Origin of the sequence: Streptomyces sp. NPDC005435 (assembly GCF_040703155.1) — a bacterium.
GTDB lineage: Bacteria > Actinomycetota > Actinomycetes > Streptomycetales > Streptomycetaceae > Streptomyces.
The window spans coordinates 25,126-40,529 of sequence record NZ_JBEXEQ010000016.1 but is presented as its reverse complement, the minus strand read 5'-3'; the positions used below and the strand labels follow the sequence as shown (position 1 = coordinate 40,529).

Here is a 15,404-nt window from a genome sequence, read left to right as displayed (position 1 = left end):
AGCCTCGATGACAGCGGGCCGTTCTGCGCGCCCGCGAAATTCCTCTCCCCACTCCGGAAAGCGGCGAATGCCTTGACGGCGAACGCCGCTTTCCCCAGCGATGGCCTTGCCGGTCTTCGACCTCGCTCACCATGGCCCATTCCGCTGTCCGCCCCAGGAGGCACCCATTTCCCCGCACCCGCCCCACCATGAACCCAAGCCGGTCGAGACGCTCATCGTGGGCGGCTCGCTCGGCGGTCTGACGACAGCGCTCGCCCTCGCCTCGAAGGGCCTGGCGTCCACCGTGCTGGAGCGGACCGCCGGGCGGACGCAGCGCGGTGTCGCGATCCTCGTGGCCGGCGCCCGCCTGCACGCGGCGGTCGGAGCGACGGCGCGGGACGCCGTCGCCGAGGCCCTGGGCCCGTCGTCGATGAGCCGGCACTCCCTCCCGCACGCCTGGTGGGACGTCTACTCCGCCCTGCGGAGCGCCGCGGACGCCGAGCCGCTCGTCACGATCGTCGAGGGCGCGCACGTGGTGGAAGCCGGCCAGAGCGACACCTCGGCGTCGGCACGCACCCGGGACGGCGTGACCTGGACCGCCGACGTGCTCCTCGGCGCGGACGGCTACCGCAGCGTGGTCCGCCGCCACGTCGACGCCCTGCGCCCGGCCGCCGAGTACGCCGGATACGTGGTGTGGCTGGGGGAGTCCGAACTGCCGCCCCGCTACCGGGGACGGGCCGGCGGCCCGGACTTCTTCGACGGCGGCGGCGACATGCTGGCGGTGTATCCCCTCATCGACCGCGCCGAGCGGGTCACCCGGTTCGGCTGGGGCTGGTTCGATCCGCACCACGACGCACTTCTGCGCGGGATCGGCGCCGTCGACGGCACCGAGGTGACACGGACCCCGAGGACCTCGGACATCCCGGACGAGACGCTCGCGGCGATGGCCGAGGCCGGCGGACGCAAGTGGGCCGAGCCCTGGCGTACGGCGGTCGTCCGGGCCTTCCGCGACCACGAGGTGATCGCGACACCGATCACCGAGTATCTGCCGGACCGGGTCGTGAACGGCCGCATCGCCCTCCTCGGCGACGCCGCCCATGCGCAGACCCCCATGACCGGCGCCGGCTTCCAGGAGGCGGTGGCCGACGCCGAGGCCCTGGCGGAAGCCCTCGACGGCACGGACTCGCCCGAAAAGGCCCTGCAGCAGTACGAGTTGACACGACTGGCCGGCATGCGCAGCCGCGTCTCCGGCGGGCAGTCGTTCAGCCGGTCCTTCGCCGGACGGTGAGGGCGTCGGTGAGGAGACCGGTGCTGTCCTGCGATGCCGGTGTCCGGCGCTGATCCCCGCCAAGGAGCAGAACGCCCGCAGCCACGACGACGCGCCCGGCCCCCTTCGAGGCCGGGGGCACCGTCGAGGACCGGCGCCGGTTCACGGCCCGGACCGGTCCGGCCCCCTCAGCACGCGCACGTCACCGCCCCGACCGGCGCCGTCAGCCGGTCGGCCGGGTGCCGTTCGACCCCGGCCGCCGTCTCCACCGGGAACCCCTCCCGGATCCAGTACTCGATGCCCCCGATCATCTCCTTGACCTGGTAACCGAGCCGGGCGAGCGCGAGTGCCGCGCGGGTGGCTCCGTCGCAGCCGGGGCCCCAGCAGTAGGTGATGACCGGGACCGAAGGATCCAGCAGCCCGCCGGCCCGCGACGGAATCTCCGCCCCGGGCAGATGCACCGCGCCCGGTATCCGCCCCTGCTCCCAGCCCTCCACGCCACGCGAGTCGACCAGGACGAACCCCGGGGCGCCGGATTCGAGTGAGGCGTGCACATCGGAGACGTCCGCCTGGAAGGTCAGACGCGCGGTGAAGAAGGCGGCGGCGTCGGCGGCGGACGCGGGCGGTACCCGGAGAGCCGGGCTCGTGTCGATGTCGTTCATGGAGAGGACCCTACGGAGCCTCGCACCGGGCCGGAACCGAAGTTCCACGGTGTGACAGCCCCTCACTCGGGAATCCCGTGGGGATAATCGTCCATGACCGTTGAATCCCTCGACGACACCGACCTGCGCATCCTGGCGGCCCTCCAGCGCGACGGACGCGCCAGCTACGCCGAGCTGGCACGGGCCGTCTCGATGTCCCCCAGCGCCGTCACCGAACGCGTCCGCAGGCTCGAAGAGACAGGCGTGATCCGCGGCTACTCCGCCGTGGTCGACCCCGAGCGCCTCGGCCTCAACATCCTGGCCTTCGTACGACTGCGCTATCCGACCTCCAACTACAAGCCCTTCGAGGACCTCCTCGCCTCAACCCCCGAGATCCTGGAGGCCCATCACGTCACCGGCGAGGACTGCTTCGTCCTGAAGGTCGCCGCCCGTTCCATGCGCGACCTGGAACGGACCAGCGGCCGCATCGCGGGGCTCGGTTCCGTCACCACCAGCGTCGTCTACTCCAGCCCTCTGCCGAACCGCCCCGTCACGGCGGCGCGTTCGTAGCGACCGCGAAGTTCCGTCACCCGCCCACCTGGTCCGGTCCTTCTTAAGCGCGGGTTAATCGGCCCTTAAACGTTCTTGGACGCGGCACGCAATTGCCCAGGTAACCGCAGCTCAAGGGGATTTGGTCCCCGCACTCCGGTTGGCCGGGGCATGGGAACGTGCGTATGGTCAGGGCCCACCGGCGGGCGCCCCCGCACCCAAGAGAGCGCTCTCAGGCCCCGGTTGGGCCACGCGCCCGGTGCGCACCGGTACGACGCCCGAAGCCGCGAGCACCCCCAGGGGAGCCCGGACAGGCTTCCCGCGCCCGACCCCCGACAGACAACGTCCGACGACAACGTCCGGCAATCAACCCCCGTACACAGTCCCCACCCACAACTCCCCCCACAGACAAGGTGTTTCCCCGCCATGGCCGCTCATCGCGCACGCCGATGGTCGTTCGCAGGGCTGGTGTGTCTGATCACCGCAGCTCTCGCCTCGGCCGTCCTCTACACCACCACCGGCCCCGCCGCGCACAGAGCCGACGCCGCCTCCGCCCTGACCTGGTCCGACGACTTCGACGGCCCCGCGGGCAAGGCGCCCGACTCGTCCAAGTGGACGCTGGAGACCGGCGGCAACGGCAACGGCAACCACGAGCTGCAGTACTACACGAAGAGCACGGACAACGCGGCGCTGGACGGCAAGGGCAACCTCGTCATCACCGCCCGCAAGAACACCGACTCGGGCCTGCAGTGCTGGAACGGCCCCTGCCAGTTCACCTCGGCCCGGCTCAACACCGCGCAGACCTTCACCCAGAAGTACGGCCACTTCGAGTCCCGCATCAAGATCCCGCGCGGCAAGGGCATGTGGCCCGCCTTCTGGATGCTGGGCGACAACCTCGGCAGCGCCGGCTGGCCCAACAGCGGTGAGATCGACATCATGGAGAACGTCGGCAACGAGCCGAGCACGGTGCACGGCACCATCCACGGCCCCGGCTACTCCGGCGCGGGCGGCATCGGCGCCCCGTACAACGCCCCCGACGGCAAGGCGTTCGCCGACGACTTCCACGTCTTCGCGGTCGACTGGAGCCCCAACTCCATCACCTGGTCCGTCGACGGCCACGCCTACGAGACCCGCACCCCGGCCGACGTGAACGGCAACAAGTGGGTCTACGACCACCCGTTCTTCATGATCCTCAACCTCGCGGTCGGCGGTGACTGGCCCGGCGGCCCCGACGGCGGCACCTCCTTCCCGCAGACGATGACCGTCGACTACGTCCACGTCTCCGCCTCGGACCAGCCCGCCTCCGGTGGCGGCGGCGGCACCGCCCGCACCGGCGCCATCAAGGGCATCGGCGGCATGTGCGTGGACGTCGCGGGCGCCTCCGACGCCGACGAGACCCCGATCCAGCTGCACAACTGCAACGGCGCCGACGCCCAGAAGTGGACCCTCGGCACCGACGGCACCGTCCGCGCCCTGGGCAAGTGCCTTGACGTGAAGGGCGGTTCGACCGACAACGGCGCCGCCGTCCAGCTCTACCGCTGCAACGGCAGCAAGGCCCAGCAGTGGGGCTACAGCTCCGCCGGCGACCTGACCAACGTCGGCGCGGACAAGTGCCTGGACGCCAAGGACGGTTCCTCGGCCGACGGCACCCGCCTGCAGATCTGGACCTGCGGCGGCAACGCCAACCAGAAGTGGACCATCGGCTGAACCGAGCCGGCCCGACGGGACGTATCCCGTACTGATCCGGCCCTCAACCCGCCCAAGCGGCAAGCGACTTCACCTTCCCCCCACCGAGCACCCGGCCGCCGAACCGGCCCCCCACCGCAAGGAGCTCCTCGTATGACTGCCCGTCACCAGCGCAACCTCACCCGCCGCAAGCTGATGATCGGCCTCGGCGGTGCCGCCGTCGCCATCCCGGCCGCGGCCGCCATCGCCCCCTTCGCGCTCGCCGACCAGCCGGCCGACAAGACCAAGGCGGCCTCCGGCGCGCTCCCGGTGACCGTCGTCAACAACACCGGCTCGTTCGACAACGCCAACATCCACGTCTACGTGGTCGGCAACCAGGACGGCAAGCAGGTCCGCCTCACCCCGGACGGCACCCTCGCCCCCATCGCCGTCTCCGACAACGGCGCCGACGGCTTCACCGACTACGCGATCTCGCTCTCGGGCACCGAGACCAAGCTGTCGCTGCCGTTCATGTCCGGCCGCATCTACGTCTCGCTCGGCGAGAAGCTCAAGTTCAAGGCCGTCACCGACGGCAACGGCAACGCCGCGCTCCAGTTCCCGGCCGGCTGGGTCAAGTCCGACCCCAACTTCGGCATCCTGCACGACTGCGCCGAGTTCACGTACAACGCGAGCGGCATGTTCTGCAACACCACCATGGTCGACATGTTCAGCGTGCCGATGAACATCCGCCTCACCGGTGACAAGGACCAGACCACGGGCGCCATCCGCGACGGCGGCCGCGCCGCCGCCTTCGCCGCCGTCAAGCAGGTCGAGGACTTCGCGGGCCTGATCGTGGACGACAAGCGCATCATCGCCCCCGGCCACGGCCTGGACGCCGGCATCTTCGCCAAGGACTACTTCGCGCCGTACATCGACGAGGTGTGGAGCACCTTCACCGGCAAGGACCTCAAGATCACCACCAACGCCGGTATGTTCACCGGCCGGGTGCGCGGCGAGAAGTTCACCTTCGACGGACCGGCCTCGGTGTCCTTCGACAAGCCCTCCACCCGTGACGTCCTCTTCTGCGACGGCAAGCTCGCCGCCCCGAACGACGGCACCACCGGCCCCGTCGCCGCCGTCCTCGGCGCCGGGTTCAACCGCTCCACGCTGCTCACCGACACCGCGCAGCCCAGCACCGACGCGGCCGCCTTCTACAAGGCCGAGCTGACCAACCACTACTCCAAGGCCATCCACGAGGCCACCAAGGACGGCAAGGCCTACGGCTTCGCCTTCGACGACGTCGCCGACTTCGCGTCCTTCATCCAGGACACCTCCCCGTCGGGCTTCACCCTCACCCTGACGGCCTTCTGACAGGTCCCCGCGCCACACCGGACGGCCGGAACACCGCACCTGGTGTTCCGGCCGCTTCGCGTGTCACTCGCCCTCGTGCCACAGCCCCCGGGCGAGCGCCGCGTCCAGTTCCCGCTGCAACTGGACCGCCTGCACGATGCTCCCGGTCAGCGTCCTGCGCAGGACCGGGTCGGTGAGCCCCCAGGCGTTCATCGCCTCGTCGGGGGAGAGGGACGCCAGAGCGGAGAACACGGCGGGCGAGAACGGGTCGATGCAGGGCCCCTCGTGGACGTGCGCCGACTGGACGGGGGAGGTCTGCACAGGGGGTGCCTGCACGCGCGAAGGCTGCACATGGGATGCCGCCTGCCGCTCCCCGCGCTCCGCGTCACGCGGCCCCCGCTGAGCCGGAATGATGCCGCTCTCCATCAGCATCCGGCCATGATCCAGGTTGAGTACGGCCGCCCAGGTCGCCAACTGCGCGGGCAGCGGCAGGGTCTTGCCGTCCAGCGTCCGGCTGATCGTCGTCAGGCTCAGCCCCGTCACGGCCGCCAACTGCGCCCGCCCGCCCTGCCGTCGGCGTACGTCGTACCCGGCCGCCGTCGCGACCGCCGTGAGGTACGCGCCGACCCGCCGCGCCTGGGCCTGCCGCCCGCCCCGGCTTCCGTGGAGATCCTCCGTGCTCCGCATGTCGGGAGGGTAGCGCGCGGGCGTGCCGTGCCCTGCGAGTTGCATGCGTGCACTTTCGCAGGTCAAGCACCTAGATCGACATTTCCGCAGGCCACACGGTCAATCTCGCATCTGTGTGCGAATCAGAATGCCCTTGCGTCACGTGAGTTGGGCAACTTGCATACGTTGCGTGCGCGGGGGCCAGCCGCGCGGCGCACGTCCCTGAGGGGGTCGTTTGACCATGCTCCGTCTCCATATGACCAGACTCCTCGACAAAGCGGGGGAGTTCGGTGACGCGAGTGTCGCCGACGTGGCACGGCGCACCGGCATCAGCAGGTCGACGCTCCACCGCCTCGCGGCCGGCACCAAGCAGCCGAGCCTGCCGACGCTGTGGACGCTGCGCGGCGTCTACGGCGTCTGCATGGACACCCTCGTCTACGACGACCCGCACCCGTCGCAGGAGCCCCCCGGCGCACCCCCGGCCGCGATGGCCGCCCAACTGACAGATCCGGGAGCAGACTTTGACCACTTCCCCCCAGACCGGCCCCGCCCCCGCCTCCCTCACCCCCAAGGAACCGGCGCTCATCACCCGCGCCCGGCACGGTGACCCGGAGGCGTTCGGCGAGCTGTACCGATCGCACCGCGGTGTCGTCGCCGCGTTCATCGGCCGCCGGGTCAGATCCAACCCCGCCCTGGCCGAGGACCTGACCTCCGACGTCTTCGTGAAGGCCTGGTCCAAGATCTCCACGTTCCGCTGGACGGGCACCCCGATCCGCGCCTGGCTGTGCACCATCGCCCACCATGTGGTCGCCGACCACTTCAAGGTGGCCGCGACACGCCGGCTGACCTTCGTGGACCAGATCACGCACATCGGCGACACGTGGGCGGTCCCGGTGAGCACGGCCGAGGAGACGGTCCTGTCCACCCTGGACGTCGACGGCCTCCTCGACGCCCTCGCGGGCATCACCCCCCGCCAACAGGCGGTGATCCGGCTGCGGTTCCTGGACGAGATGTCGATCAGCGAGACGGCCCGCACGCTGGGTACGACCGACGGCGCGGTCAAGACGTTGCAGTGGCGCGCCCTGGGCTCGCTGCGCAAGGCTTACACGGGGGCGGCGGCATGACGGACGACTTCGGCTTCGTCGACAGGGCCGGCATCGAGGACGAACTCGCGGACCGGCTGGCCCGGGTGGCCCGCGCGTTCGTGGCCGAACTCCGCGCGCAGGGACGGCTGGTGGAGCCCGGAACCGCGGCGCGGGGTGAGGACCGCCGTCCGGAGCGGCCGCCCGAGCGAGTGGTCCACCTGACACCTCGTCAGGGTCCGGCCCACCTTCAACCGGTCGTGGACGCGGCGGACTTGGCGGCTCCGGCGCAGGCCGTGACGCCGGTGGTGTCCCCGGTGCCCGAACCGGAGGCCCAGCCTGTTCCCGCGCCTGCCGCGCCGGTCATGCCCGCCGCCCGCGAGACCGTGTTCGTACCGGATCCGGCCGCGCCGCCGGCCTCCGGGGCGTCGGACCCCGAGTTCGTTCCGGCCCGGGAGATGCCCGTACCGGCGATGTCCCCGGCGCTCGCCGCCGAGGCCCCGCCCGATCCCGCCGCGAGGCTGGAACCGGTTCCGGCGCCCCCCGCCGGGATGCTGCGCGGTGCGATCACGCTTCCCCACACGCGCCGCCACCTGTCCGCCCCGCCGCCCGAGGACCCGGCCCCCGTGCCCGGGCCCGTGTCAGGGTCCGCGCCCGGACCGGTGGCGGAGCGGCCGGAGCAGCCGCCGTCCGAGCCGGCCGACGACATCGCGCCCCCGGTCCTGGACGCGGGGGAGGAGGCCGGCGGCCCGCTGCTGCTGGCGGACCGGCTCAAGGTGGAGAGCGCGGGCCGGCTGGAGGTCACGCACATCACGGCGGACGCGCAGCGGGTGGGGGTGCACATCCACGCGCTGGGGCTGGCCGACTGGGAGTACTGGCTGACGGTGATCGGCGTGCCGCCGGACGCGCGGACCCTGCGGGTGGGCGACGCCGAGGTGGTGACGGGCCGTATCGAGGGCACCGAGGTCCGCCTGACCGCGCACGAGGTGCCCCGCCTGCTGGACGAGGCGTCCCGCACGCTGGTGACCCCGTACCGCCTCGGCGGCCGTGTCTACGATCTGGCCCGCGCCCTGGCCGACCGCCACGGCCGGTCGTGGCGGTACCTGGGCCGCGACGGCGAGGACGGTACGCCCCTGCTGGCCCTGTCGGGCACGGACGGCCCGCCGATGCCGCTGGGCACGCTGGCGGCGACGCACGGCCCGCTGACCTGAGGCGGCGGCACGAGGCCCGGCTGCCCGAGGGGTCTCGGGGAGCCGGGCCCGGACGACGGGACGTAGCGCGGACGGGGTATGACGGGGTGAGCCCGCGGCCGCGAGGTCAGCCGGCCGCCGGGGATTCCCCTCCGGTCTCGGTGTCGAGCCGGTTCATGCGGGCGGTGACGTCGTCCACGAGCCGTCCGAGGAGCCGTCCGAGGTCGTCGCGGTCCTGGTCGGACCAGTCGGCGATGGCCTGGGAGAACCAGCCGACGAGCGAGGCGGCGTAGCGGTTGGCGGCCTCCGTGCCCTCGGGGGTGGGCTCGATGAGGCTGGCGCGCCGGTCGTGGGGGTCGCCGATGCGCCGTACGAGGCTCCGTCGTTCGAGTTCCTGCACCTGGCGGGTGACGTGCGGGCCGACGACCTGCATCCGCTCGGCGATCTCGCCGACGCGCAGCGGCCGGTCCGCCATGCGCAGGGTGACGAGCACGCCCACGGCGGGCCGGTCCAGGGAGAGCCCGGTGGCCGCCGTCGCGCGTTCGGCCAGGCGCCCGCGGTTGAGGGCGTTGGTCAACTGGGCGAGCCGGGGCAGGACGGCGAGGACGTCCACCGACGGCTTGTCCGAGGATTCGGCGTTCACATTCACTCCACTTGCATACCTAAGTTAGGTATCTATATGCTCGGTCCGGAAGGTGTCCCGGGGATACCCGCACTCCCCAAAAGGATACCTAAAGTACGTATCTTTTGCCTGTTCCGGAAGGACCCCCGCAGTGAACCACTCCGAGAACCGCACCGTCCTCGTCTCCGGCGCCAGCATCGCCGGCCCCGCCCTCGCCTACTGGCTCGACCGGTACGGCTTCGACGTCACCGTCGTCGAGAAGGCCGCCGCCGTACGGGGCGGCGGCTACGCCATCGACATCCGCGGCACGGCCCGCGAGGTCGTCGACCGCATGGGCCTGCTCCCGCGCCTGCGCGAGGCCCACGTCGACACCCGCACGCTGTCCTTCGTCGGCCCCGACGGCGCCCCGATCGCCTCCCTGCGCCCCGAGTCCCTGACCGGCGGCGCGGAGGGTCTGGACCTGGAGGTGCGCCGGGGCGACCTGGCCGACGCGCTCTACACCCCGATACGCGACCGGGTCGAGTTCCTGTTCAGCGACTCCATCGCGACCCTGGACGACCGGGGCGACCGGGTGGACGTGGTCTTCGACAGCGGCACCCGCCGCACGTTCGACCTGGTCATCGGCGCCGACGGCCTGCACTCCCACACCCGCGGCCTGGTCTTCGGCCCCGAGGAGCGGTTCCATCACTACCTCGGTTACACCTTCGCCGGCTTCACCCTGGACAACGACTTCGGCCTGGCCCACGAGGGCGTCATCTGGAACACCCCGGGCCGGGCGGCGGTGCTGTACGCCCACGAGCCGTCGGACCGTCTGCACGGTTTCCTGACGTTCACGCAGGCGGAGCCGCCCTACGAGGCGTTCCGCAACCCCGGCGCCCAGCGGGAACTGGTGGCCAAGACGTTCCCCGAGCACGTCTGGCACATCCCCCGGCTGGTGGAGGCGATGGGCGAGGCCGACGACCTCTTCTTCGACATCGTGAGCCAGATCCACATGCCGGTGTGGTCGCGCGGACGGGTGGCCCTGGCGGGCGACGCCGCGCACGCGACCTCGTTCCTCTCCGGCCAGGGCTCAAGCGTCTCCCTGGTCGGCGCGTACGTCCTGGCGGGCGAGCTGGCCCGGCACGCCCGTCACGAGGAGGCGTTCGCCGCGTACGAGCGGCTCACGCGCGGCTTCGTCGAGCAGAACCAGGCCCTGGCCACCATGGGCGGCTCCTTCGTCGCCCCGAGCACCCCCGAACTCCTCGCCGCCCGCAACGAGGCCCTGCGCGACACGGCCTCCCTGACCGGCGCCGAGGGCCGCGCGGCGAGCACGGCGCTGCGGCTGCCGGACTACGCGGCGGCGGGCTGACGCCGGGGGAGTGGGCGGTCCACGCCGTCCCGGGCCCTGCTCGGGGCGTAAGGTCGATGGGGCACCCGCGTTTCCTCATCCGCGCACCTGGGACGGTGAGACCGATGAGCGTGCCGCACCGGAACCCGGCCCCGGATCCGCCCGCGACGGCGGCGCCCGCCCCTGTCGGTGAGGCGACCGCCCGGTCCCGGCCTGAAGCGGCCGTCCCGGTCGCGCGCCGGGGGCTGCGCGGCCGGCTGGGGGAGGCACTGTTCCGCGGTGTGGCGGGCCCGGACGGTCCGGAGAGCCGTCGCCGCGTGCACGGCACACCCGGCCCGCGCTGGTTCGGCGCGGACCGTCCGATCCGGGTGGTGCACGGGGACGCCTCGATGTTCGCGGGCGGCCTGGCCGCACTGCTCCTGCAGTCCCTGCACCCGCTGGCGATGACGGCGGTGGCGACGCACTCCGGCTACCGCGGTGACCCCTGGGGCCGCCTGGCCCGCACCAGCACGTTCCTCGCGTACACCACGTACGGCGCGGCGGACGACGCCCAGCGGGCGGTGGACGGGGTCCGGGCGGTCCACGAGCGCGTCCGGGGCACCACCGCCGGGGGCGAGGCGTACCACGCGTCGGACCCGCACCTGCTGACCTGGGTGCATGTCGCGGAGGCGTACTGCTTCCTGACGGCCCATCAGCGATACGGTGCCCGCCCGCTGGACGCGGCGGCCCGTGACGGGTACGTGGCGGACATGGCGAGGGTCGCCGGTGCGCTGGGAGTTGAGGAACCACCGCTGTCCTGGCAGGAGTTGACGGAACGCATCGCGGCCTACCGTCCCGAGCTGCGCGCGACGGACGAGGCCCGGGAGGCGGTGCGGTACATCCTGTTCCGGCCGCCGCTGCCCGCACCGGTCCTGCCCGTGTACTTCGTGCTGGGCGCGGCGGCGGTGTCCCTGCTTCCGGGCTGGGCGCGGGAGGAGCTGCGCCTGCCGGTGCTGCCGGGGGTGGAGCGCCGGTGCGTGGCTCCGGCCGGTTCGGCGGTCACGGGCCTGATCAGATGGCTGCTCCCTCCCCGGCCTCCCGCGTCCCGGCCCTGAGGGAGGGAGCGGCGCGCGGCCCCGGCGGGAACGGTGTGACGTCCCGCCGGGGCCCCGTGGGTTCAGCGGACGGTGGTGACGCGCTGTTCCTTCAGGGAGGCGCAGTTGGAGCCGGTGATCTGCACGTAGACGTTACGGATCTGGCCGCCCCAGTCGACGCAGTGGCCCTTGCCGTAGACGTAGGTGGGCCCCGCGTACGAGGTGTACTTGCCGTAGTCCTGGTCGTAGACGTCGGTGTCCGGGACGTAGATCCAGGCGGCCATGTCGGTCGCCGTGCCGGGCGTGCTGCGGATGGTGACGACGCAGTTCTTGCCGTTGGCGGAGTTGTAGGTCAGGTAGACGGTCCCGAGGGAGCCGACGGGCGCGGAGTTGACGGTCTTGTACGCGCTGCCACAGACCTTCTGCGGCGTGGTGTTGGGCGCGGCGGACGCCGGGGAGGCCAGGGCGGTGGTGGCTCCCGCGGCCAGGGCCACGGCACCGACGGCGGCCAGCACGGAACGGCTGAATCGCATATTTCCCCCTTGTGTTGGTTGGAGTTCGTTGCTCCTGCCTGGTGTGACTCACGGCACATCGGGATGGTTGTACCGGCGGGGGAAGTCCATCCCGGCTTGGGAGTTCAGACGCGTCCGGTCTTGTGCAGGACGGTCGCCAGACGGGCCAGTCCGTCCGGCCCACAGCCGTCCGCGATGGCCTGGTCGGTGATGCTCTTCGCCGCCGCGAGCACCCCCACGTCGATTCCGTGGCCGGCGGCGGTGCTGATGACGTGGGCGATCCCGGACGCGGCGGAGGCGATGGTGGACCGGTCTCCCGGGAAGCGGCCCGACTGGAGCTGCTGGGCGAAACGCGTGATCAGCTCCGGCAGGAGTCCGCCGATGCCGGTGGCGAAGGCGGCGAACCGTTCCGGCTCGATTCCCTCGGCGGAGGCGAGGGCGAAGGCGTGCACGATCCCGCTCACCGAGGTGGCGAAGACGTCCAGCAGCGCGATCTCGTAGGCGGACGCCCGGCCGGGATCGTCGCCGAGGTACAGCGGGGCGGCGCCCACGGCGGCCATGGTCCCCTGAACGCTCTCGTAGACGTCGCGGGCGCCGCTGAGCAGGACGGCGGCGGCCGGTGTGCCCATCGCCGGGGTCGGGGTGAGGATCGCGCCGTCGAGATAGTCGATCCCGCGCGCGGCGGCCGACTGGGACATCCGGCGGGCCTGGGCAGGTTCGCCGCTGGTGAGATTGATCAGTCGCCGGTTCGCCCAGTCGGCAGGCGCGTGTTCGAGGGTGGCGCGTACCGCGTCGTAGTCGAGGAGACAGACGATGATCACCTGTCCGGCGAGCACGGCGTCGTGGACCGAGCCGGCCTCGGCGGCTCCCCGGCCGGGGAGGTCCCCGGCTCGTCCCGGCGTACGGTTCCACACCGTCACCGGGTGGCGGGCGTCGAGGAAGGCCGAGGCGATGGCGCGGCCCATCGGGCCAAGTCCGAGGACAGTCACGGGAGTCGGCCGAGTGTTCTCGGCGGAGGTCGTGGTCATGCACAGCACGCTAAACCTTCACATTGACGTGAAGGTCAAGCGCTGCTGGACTCTCCCCATGAGAATCGGCGAACTCTCCCGGCGCACCGGCGTGAGCCCGCGCTCACTGCGCTACTACGAGGAGCAGGGCCTGCTCGTCCCGACCCGCCTGCCGAACGGCTACCGCGACTACGACGAACGCGCTATCACCACCGTGCGGCGCGTCCAGATCCTGCTCTCCGCCGGTCTCGGCACCTCCGTCGTCGCGGAGATCCTTCCCGGCGCCGTCGACGACACCGTCGTCCTGGCCGGGACATGCCCGGAACTCGTCGACGGCCTCGCGCGCGAGCGCCGCCGGATCAGCGCGGCGATCGACGACCTGATCGCCGCGCGCGACATCCTCGACTCTCTTGTCGGCCGCCCGCTTCAGCCCCGGGGCGCCGCTTCGCGCTGACGACGGTGAGCGGGAAGCGACGCTGCCGGGCCGAACGCGGGCCGTGGACGGGGAAGTTGCCGGTTGACCCGGTTTATGGCTCCGGCGTGGTGGTGCGGTCCGGGCGCCGGATCCACTGGAGCATCTGTTCCATCACGGGGACGGGCAACGCCGGGTGGGCGGCCGCGACTTGTGCGGTTCCGGTGTCCCGGAGCAGCCGGATCAGCACGCGAGCCGGCAGGAGGGGGTGGCAGGCGGCCGCGTGGCGTACGGAGCGATCCGGGTCGTCGAGCAGCCGTACGGCCGACGCGGGCGTCAGCCGGGGGTCCTTCGCGGCCCGGTACCGCACTTCGTCATCGGTGTCCCGGCTGAACTCCTCCACCAGCTCGGCCGTCGATTCCGGGTCGTCCAGGGCGAGTTGGCGCATCCGGGGGTTCGGGTCGGCAGCGTGGCGGAGCAGGCCGCGACGGGGGAAGTTGGGGTGGCCGTGCGGCCGGTCGGGGGCGCTGAGACTGCCGGTCCACCACTGCCAGACGCGCAGCAGCATGTCGGCGGGGGCGTCGTCGCAGGACTCGGCGAGGAAGAGCTGTACGACACGGTCCTCGTCCCGCGCGAGGAGCGCGACGACGTCCGGCGGGAGTCGTCTGGCGCGGGCGACGCTCCGTCGTACGAGGGGGTGGGAGGAGGCGGCCAGGCGGCGCATGGCGCGGTGATCGTCGTGCAGGGCCATGACCCAGTCGAGAGTGCGGTAGTAGGTGTCGGGGTCGAAGTCGTAGCGGATACCGGCTCGTTGTTCCTCGGTGAGATCGGGGCGTCTGGCGATCGTGTAGCGGACGCCGGCGTCGGGGTCCTCGGCGAGGAGGGCGACCAGGTCGGGGTCGAGACACGGGTTGCCCGCGAGGGCGCGGCGCAGGTCCACATCGGTGTGGCGGGCCAGGTGTTCGGCGAGGCCGCGCTCCAGGAGGCAGGACTCCGCCGCGTGCTTTCTCAGCCCCTCGGCCTCGTAGACGGACAGGGACAGCGGATGGTCCCGGTGGTGCTCGAGGAGCGCTCTGACACGGACCTCGCGGTCGGGGTCGGCGAGGAGTGCGAGCCGGGTCGCGCCGTCCAGACGCGACCACGCCGACCAGCAGGCCCGTACCCGTACGGACGGCTCGGCGTCGGCGGCCAGAGCGGAGAGCAGCGTCGCGGGAAGGCCGGGGAAGCGGACGGTCTCCTCGCGGACCGGCACGTGGGTGTCGGCGGCGAGCTGCTCGTAGACGGTGCCGGGGAGTTCGGCGCGCCGGTTCGCCGCGAGCAGGGTGATGACCCACCGGTCCCGGGGTTCCTTTTCGCCCAGGAGCAGCCGGCCCCACTGCTCGGCCGTGATGTTCGACTGCCTCTCGGCCAGTTCCTCCCGCAGCCGCCGGTCCGGGTGAGCGATGGCCGCCTCGACGACCGCCGACGGCAGATCGCGCACGAGCAGACAGGGCGACCAGCCGAGCAGCCCGTGGCGCAGCTCGTCGGGCGTGGCCGGATTGAGGACCAGCCCGTCCGCCCACGCCCTGCGCACCTCCTCCGCGGGCTCCGGCCCGTCGAACAACCCCGCCCAGGCGGCCTCCCGCTCCGAGGCCGTCTCCCGCACCGCCTCCCGAGCGGCCGCCTCCCGCCGTTCCGCGAGACGGTCGAGCAGGGTGAGCCGCACCTCGTCCTCCCCGGCGGTCACCCTGACCAGGGCGCCACCGTCCACCGCGAGGGTGAGGAACTCCCCCTGCCCCCCGCCGAGAACCGCGAGGAGGTCCCACCGACCGGTGAGCCGAACTCGCGTCCAGCGTTCGCCCGCCGGGTTCCCGGCGACACTGATGAGGAAGACACCGTCCTCGTTGAGAATCCCGCTTCCGGCAGCCAACTCGCGCCACTGCTCATGGAGTTGGGCTGCCAGATCGGGCGCGTCCCGCCGTACGGCCACGGCCTCCTCGACGCCGTCGAGGAGGCCCGGCCGCCAGGCGCCCCGGGGCGGCAGCACGTCTTCGCCCCGCCGGTCTTTTACGACCTCCAACCC

At 72.2% G+C, this 15,404-nt stretch carries 16 protein-coding genes; 10 read left to right on the top strand and 6 right to left on the bottom strand.

Features of this window, described 5'->3' with window-relative positions; translation table 11 throughout:
* Positions 1–217 precede the first annotated feature (217 nt).
* Positions 218–1,267, top strand: a complete 1,050-nt coding sequence (locus AB0898_RS21200) for an FAD-dependent monooxygenase (RefSeq protein WP_366804496.1) — start codon at positions 218–220, stop codon at positions 1,265–1,267.
* Between the two features lie 167 nt (positions 1,268–1,434).
* Here the strand turns inward: AB0898_RS21200 and AB0898_RS21195 are convergent, their stop codons facing one another.
* Entirely contained in the window at positions 1,435–1,908 is a 474-nt protein-coding gene (locus AB0898_RS21195; protein WP_366804495.1) for a rhodanese-like domain-containing protein, read from the bottom strand.
* Positions 1,909–2,001: 93 nt separating this feature from the next.
* On the opposite strand from AB0898_RS21195, the gene AB0898_RS21190 reads away from it, so the two are divergent.
* The 3 genes from AB0898_RS21190 to AB0898_RS21180 all read left to right on the top strand — a co-directional run bounded on the left by AB0898_RS21190 (position 2,002) and on the right by AB0898_RS21180 (position 5,472).
* Positions 2,002–2,457 carry an Lrp/AsnC family transcriptional regulator gene (locus AB0898_RS21190; RefSeq protein WP_366804494.1) on the top strand — a complete coding sequence of 152 codons (456 nt, stop codon included), beginning with the start codon at positions 2,002–2,004 and terminating at the stop codon, positions 2,455–2,457.
* A 405-nt stretch (positions 2,458–2,862) separates the two neighbouring features.
* Positions 2,863–4,143, top strand: coding sequence for a ricin-type beta-trefoil lectin domain protein (locus tag AB0898_RS21185; protein WP_366804493.1), 1,281 nt, complete (start codon positions 2,863–2,865; stop codon positions 4,141–4,143).
* Positions 4,144–4,275: 132 nt separating this feature from the next.
* Entirely contained in the window at positions 4,276–5,472 is a 1,197-nt protein-coding gene (locus AB0898_RS21180; RefSeq protein WP_366804492.1) for a beta-1,3-glucanase family protein, read from the top strand.
* Between the two features lie 63 nt (positions 5,473–5,535).
* Here AB0898_RS21180 and AB0898_RS21175 read toward each other — a convergent pair whose 3' ends face one another.
* A complete protein-coding gene (locus AB0898_RS21175; RefSeq protein ID WP_366804491.1) occupies positions 5,536–6,138 on the bottom strand; it encodes a transcriptional regulator in 603 nt (200 codons plus the stop codon).
* A gap of 220 nt (positions 6,139–6,358) precedes the next feature.
* Here AB0898_RS21175 and AB0898_RS21170 point away from each other — a divergent pair, with 220 nt between their 5' ends.
* The 3 genes from AB0898_RS21170 to AB0898_RS21160 are packed head-to-tail and all read left to right on the top strand — an operon-like array spanning position 6,359 to position 8,410.
* Positions 6,359–6,724, top strand: coding sequence for a helix-turn-helix transcriptional regulator (locus AB0898_RS21170; protein WP_366804490.1), 366 nt, complete (start codon positions 6,359–6,361; stop codon positions 6,722–6,724).
* Complete coding sequence (locus AB0898_RS21165; RefSeq protein ID WP_366804489.1) at positions 6,639–7,241, top strand: sigma-70 family RNA polymerase sigma factor; 603 nt, start codon at positions 6,639–6,641, stop codon at positions 7,239–7,241. Before AB0898_RS21170 ends, AB0898_RS21165 begins: the two co-directional genes overlap by 86 nt.
* The gene (locus AB0898_RS21160) at positions 7,238–8,410 is read left to right on the top strand and encodes a BN159_2729 family protein (protein ID WP_366804488.1); all 1,173 of its coding nucleotides are present in this window, start codon (positions 7,238–7,240) and stop codon (positions 8,408–8,410) included. The genes AB0898_RS21165 and AB0898_RS21160 overlap by 4 nt, the downstream gene beginning before the upstream one ends.
* Before the next feature lie 106 nt (positions 8,411–8,516).
* Here the strand turns inward: AB0898_RS21160 and AB0898_RS21155 are convergent, their stop codons facing one another.
* Positions 8,517–9,032, bottom strand: coding sequence for a MarR family transcriptional regulator (locus tag AB0898_RS21155; protein WP_366804487.1), 516 nt, complete (start codon positions 9,030–9,032; stop codon positions 8,517–8,519).
* Positions 9,033–9,162: 130 nt separating this feature from the next.
* Here AB0898_RS21155 and AB0898_RS21150 point away from each other — a divergent pair, with 130 nt between their 5' ends.
* Positions 9,163–10,359, top strand: coding sequence for an FAD-dependent monooxygenase (locus tag AB0898_RS21150; protein ID WP_366804486.1), 1,197 nt, complete (start codon positions 9,163–9,165; stop codon positions 10,357–10,359).
* Positions 10,360–10,463: 104 nt separating this feature from the next.
* Complete coding sequence (locus AB0898_RS21145) at positions 10,464–11,432, top strand: oxygenase MpaB family protein (protein ID WP_366804485.1); 969 nt, start codon at positions 10,464–10,466, stop codon at positions 11,430–11,432.
* Between the two features lie 62 nt (positions 11,433–11,494).
* Here AB0898_RS21145 and AB0898_RS21140 read toward each other — a convergent pair whose 3' ends face one another.
* On the bottom strand, positions 11,495–11,944 hold the full coding sequence (locus AB0898_RS21140; protein ID WP_366804484.1) for a spore-associated protein: 450 nt from the start codon (positions 11,942–11,944) through the stop codon (positions 11,495–11,497).
* A 104-nt stretch (positions 11,945–12,048) separates the two neighbouring features.
* The gene (locus tag AB0898_RS21135) at positions 12,049–12,951 is read right to left on the bottom strand and encodes an NAD(P)-binding domain-containing protein (RefSeq protein WP_366804483.1); all 903 of its coding nucleotides are present in this window, start codon (positions 12,949–12,951) and stop codon (positions 12,049–12,051) included.
* Between the two features lie 58 nt (positions 12,952–13,009).
* Between AB0898_RS21135 and AB0898_RS21130 the strand changes: the two genes are divergently transcribed.
* Positions 13,010–13,384, top strand: coding sequence for a MerR family transcriptional regulator (locus tag AB0898_RS21130; RefSeq protein ID WP_366804482.1), 375 nt, complete (start codon positions 13,010–13,012; stop codon positions 13,382–13,384).
* A 73-nt stretch (positions 13,385–13,457) separates the two neighbouring features.
* Here AB0898_RS21130 and AB0898_RS21125 read toward each other — a convergent pair whose 3' ends face one another.
* A complete protein-coding gene (locus AB0898_RS21125; RefSeq protein ID WP_366804481.1) occupies positions 13,458–15,368 on the bottom strand; it encodes a PE-PGRS family protein in 1,911 nt (636 codons plus the stop codon).
* Between the last annotated feature and the right edge of the window lie 36 nt (positions 15,369–15,404).